The organism is Salipiger sp. HF18, from assembly GCF_011806505.1.
Classification (GTDB): domain Bacteria; phylum Pseudomonadota; class Alphaproteobacteria; order Rhodobacterales; family Rhodobacteraceae; genus Salipiger; species Salipiger thiooxidans.
Window position 1 is genome coordinate 1 of the sequence record NZ_JAATOS010000383.1, and the last position, 3,778, is coordinate 3,778.

The 3,778-nt window shown below is 68.9% G+C and carries 4 protein-coding genes; all 4 read right to left on the reverse strand.

What is annotated here, in order from left to right; genetic code table 11:
- A partial coding sequence (locus HC022_RS20925; RefSeq protein ID WP_167453708.1) for a branched-chain amino acid ABC transporter permease occupies positions 1-507 on the reverse strand: 507 nt, incomplete at its 3' end.
- The gene (locus HC022_RS20930; RefSeq protein WP_167453709.1) at positions 504-1,391 is read right to left on the reverse strand and encodes a branched-chain amino acid ABC transporter permease; all 888 of its coding nucleotides are present in this window, start codon (positions 1,389-1,391) and stop codon (positions 504-506) included. The genes HC022_RS20925 and HC022_RS20930, both read right to left, overlap by 4 nt.
- A 71-nt stretch (positions 1,392-1,462) precedes the next feature.
- Positions 1,463-2,659 carry an ABC transporter substrate-binding protein gene (locus HC022_RS20935; protein WP_008885571.1) on the reverse strand — a complete coding sequence of 399 codons (1,197 nt, stop codon included), beginning with the start codon at positions 2,657-2,659 and terminating at the stop codon, positions 1,463-1,465.
- 46 nt (positions 2,660-2,705) lie between these two features.
- Positions 2,706-3,778, reverse strand: a 1,073-nt coding sequence (locus tag HC022_RS20940; RefSeq protein WP_254885204.1) for a thiamine pyrophosphate-dependent enzyme, incomplete at its 5' end; no start/stop codon positions are given.

The window sequence follows — 3,778 nt, forward strand, 5'->3', positions numbered from 1 at the left end:
ACGCTCGCGGAAGACCATCCACTCCCAGCCGATCTTGAGCGGGATCATCAGGCCGGTGGCGCCGCCGGTGAGCTCGCGGAAATGCAGTGCAAGCACGCGGAACACCTCGAGAAAGGCGATGGTGGCCAGCGCGAAGAACGGGCCGTGCAGCCTGAAGCAGGGCCACGAGACGACGATGGCCGCGACGACCGCCACGGCGGCGCCGGCGAACATGCCGATCCAGGGCGAGATGCCGAGGTTCACGAGGATCACCCCCGCGTAGCCGCCAATGCCGTAGAAGATCGCATGCCCGAGCGAGAGCTGCCCGGCGTAGCCGCCGACGATGTTCCACGCGGTCGAGAGCGCCGCGAAGAGGCAGGGGGTGAGGAAGATGGGATGGACGAACGGGCCCCCCCCCGCGACGGGCACGGCGACGGGGCCCGCCAGCAGAACGGCGACGGCGATCAGCCCCAGCCGGTGCGCCGTCATCGGGGTGTCGGAGGCGCGGGTCATGGTGGTCTCGGTCATGGCGATACGTGGCTCAGGTTCATGCGGGTGCCGAACAGGCCCGACGGTTTCAGGATGAGGATGAGCAGGAAGATCGTGAACACCACGGCCTCGCGCAGGTCCGAGCCGATGTAGAAGCCCGAGAGCGCGTCAACGAGGCCAATCACCAGTGCGCCGAAGAAGGCACCGGGGATCGAGCCGAGCCCGCCGAGCACGACGCAGACGAAGGCGATGAGCACGAAGTAGGTGCCGATGGTGGGCGAGGTCGGATAGAGCGGCGCGATCAGCGACGAACCGAGGCCCACGCAGGCGGCGCCGATGCCGAAGGTCAGGATGTAGATGAACTTGTCGTTGATCCCCATGAGCCGGGCGGCGGCCCGGTTCTGTGCGGTGGCGCGGATGGCGCGGCCGGTGCGGGTCTTCTTCATGAAGAGCTGCAGCCCGATCACCAGCGCCACGGCGGCAGCAAGGACCCAGATCTGGCCGGTGAGGATGCGCACCTCGCCCAGCATCACCTGGCTGCGCACGCCGTGCGCGGGCGTGTTGGCGATGTCGGCGCCGAAGATCAGCAGCGCGAGGTTCATCAGCGCGGTCGACAGGCCCACGGTGGCGAAGATCTGCACGTGCTCGTCGCGCGCCGACATCAGCGGCTGGATCAGCAACCGCTGGGTGAGCGCCCCCAGCACGAAGAGCGCGGGCGCCACGGCGGCGGCGGTCAGGTAGGGGTGCACGTCCAGCCCGGTGCTCAGCAGGAAGCTGAGATACATGCCGACCATGAGGAATTCGCCATGGGCGAAGTTGATCACCTTGACGATGCCGAAGATCAGGGTGAGCCCGACCGCCACGATGGCGAAGAGCCCGCCGAGCATCAGCCCGTTGGCGACAATCTGAAGAAAGGTGTCCATGTCTCGCGCGTCTCCGGTAAGGGGTCGCGCCGGGCCGCCCGGCGAGGTGCGGACGGCCCGGCTCGCTGGCGTCAGTCGCCGATCTGGAACTCGGCCACGGCGGCGTCACGCGGGTAGACGGTGACGAGCTTGCCGTCCTGCCACTGCATGCCCATCATCATCGCGCGGTCGTTCTGGTTGTGCTCGCCGAAGTGCACGCCATAGCCCGCGGCGGTCGCGCCCGAGGGAATGTCGATGGCCTTCGCCGCGGCGACGATCTGGTCGGGCTCGAAGCCCTCGCCCGCGCCGATGCCCTCGAGCACCGCCATCGCGCCCACGTAGTTGTTGAGCGAGTGGCCCGAGCGCGGATCCTCGCCGTACTTGGCCTGATAGGCGGCAAGGAAGTCCTCGAGCCCCGGGGTGAACTCGGTGTTGACCGCGTACTGGGTGAAGTCCACGTCGAGCACGCCGTCCATCTTGTCGCCCACCGCCTCGGCGGTCGCGGTCAGCGAGTAGCCGCCGCCGCCGCCGATGATCGCGTCGGGCTCGAAACCGGCCTCGGCGGACTGGTTCAGGAACAGCACGGAGTCGTTCTGGTACGAGGTCTGCAGCACGATGTTGACGCCGCGGTCCTTGAGGTCGAGCACCAGCGAGGACATGTCGACGGTCGAGGTCGGGTAGCCCTGTACGGTGGCGATGTTGAGCCCCTTCTCGGCGCCGTAGCGTTCCTGGTGACCGGCGACCGAGGTGCCATAGGCGCTGTCCTCGTGGATCACCCCGATCACGAGGTCCTCGGGCGCGACGCCGAGGCCGGGCGCGATCTCGTCGACGATCATGTCGATGGTCATGATCCCCATGGTCTCGGCGGTGGGGTTGGTGCGGAAGAGGTACTGAAGGTCACGCCCCGTCACCTCGTCGGCCACCGCGCCGAGCTCGAAATAGGGGATGCCGGACAGCTCAGCCACCTGGCTCGCCGCGATCGAGCGGGACGAGGAATAGGTCCCGAGGATCGCCTTCACGCCCTCGCGGCTGATCAGGCGGCGGGCCTCGCCGATGGCCTGGTTGTTGTCGACCGCATCGCCGCGGACGAGCTCGATCTGCTCGCCCTTGATGCCGCCCGCGGCGTTGATCTCGTCGACCGCGATCTCGACCCCGCGGAAGCTCTCCTCGCCCAGCAGGGCGAGCCCGCCCGAGAACGGGTAGAGCGCGCCGAACTTGACGTCCGCATGGGCGGCCCCCGCGAGCAGCGCGGCGGCGGCGGTGGCCGTGAGCAATGACTTCAGTTTCATATGGTCTTCCTCCCTTTCGTCGGGCCCTCCAGCCCGGTCAATGCGCTCAGTAGTCGAGCGCCTCCTTGCCTTGAAAAACGGTGACCGGCGGGTGGGCCCGCTCGTCCGTCACCACGTCGATGACGGTCACCTCGGCCTTGCCCATCGCCTCCTCCAGCGCGGGCAGGAACTGGTCGGGTGTCTCCAACCGGACGCCGTTGCAGCCCACGGCGCGGGCGATGGCGGCGTGGTCGACGGCGGTGAAATGCACCACGTCGGTGTGGTCGCCGAAGAGGCTCAGCTCGGCGTGCTTCTGGTAGCCGAGGATCTGGTTGTTGAGCACGATCACCACCACCGGCAGCTTCATGCGCCGGGCGGTCTCGAGCTCGCCCCAGACATGGCCGAAGCCGCCGTCGCCGGTGAGGCAGACCACCGGGACGTCGGGGCTCGCGGCCTTGGCGCCAAGCGCGAAGGGCAGCCCCCAGCCAAGCCCGGCAAGGCCCCGTGGCGTCAGGAAGCGCTGGCCGGCGCGGCGCGCGGTCAGGCCGTTGGCGATCCATATCGAGGAATAGCTCGCATCGGCCACGGTGATCGCGGTCTCGGGCAGCACGCCGTCGAGGTCGCGCATCAGCCGCTCGGGCCGGATCGGCGCCGCGTCCCAGTCGATCAGCGTCTCCATGTCGCGCTCATGCGCGGCGCGGCCCTCGGCGATGCGGGTCTCCAGCGCGGGCCTGCGGGTACGGATGGCGGAAAGGTCTGCGGCCTCGAGCGCCTCGCGAAGCTGGGTCAGCACCAGCCGCGCGTCGCCCTTGAGCCGCAGCGCCTCGTAGTTGCGGCCGATCTCGCTGCCGTCGATGTCGATGTGGATGTAGCGCGCGCCCTTGGGGTAGAGCGACCAGCTGTCAGTGCCGTTCTGGTTGGTGCGGTTGCCGACCAGCAGCACCACGTCGGCGTCGGTGACCAGCTCGCGCTGGTGCGAGGCCCGCCCGCCCGGCGCCATGAAGTAGCCGACGACACCCAGCGACAGCAGATGGGTCTCGGCGACCGTGCCCTTGCCCATGACCGTGGTGGCCACCGGCAGCCCCAGCTCCTGCAACCGACCGAGCGCCTCGACCGCCTGCGAGCCATGCACGCCGCCGC

What these genes read in the sequence shown, in the direction of transcription:
- HC022_RS20930 (WP_167453709.1), bottom strand. Translation starts at nt 1,391, where the DNA reads ATGGACACCTTTCTTCAGATTGTCGCCAACGGGCTGATGCTCGGCGGG.
- HC022_RS20935 (WP_008885571.1), bottom strand. Translation starts at nt 2,659, where the DNA reads ATGAAACTGAAGTCATTGCTCACGGCCACCGCCGCCGCCGCGCTGCTC.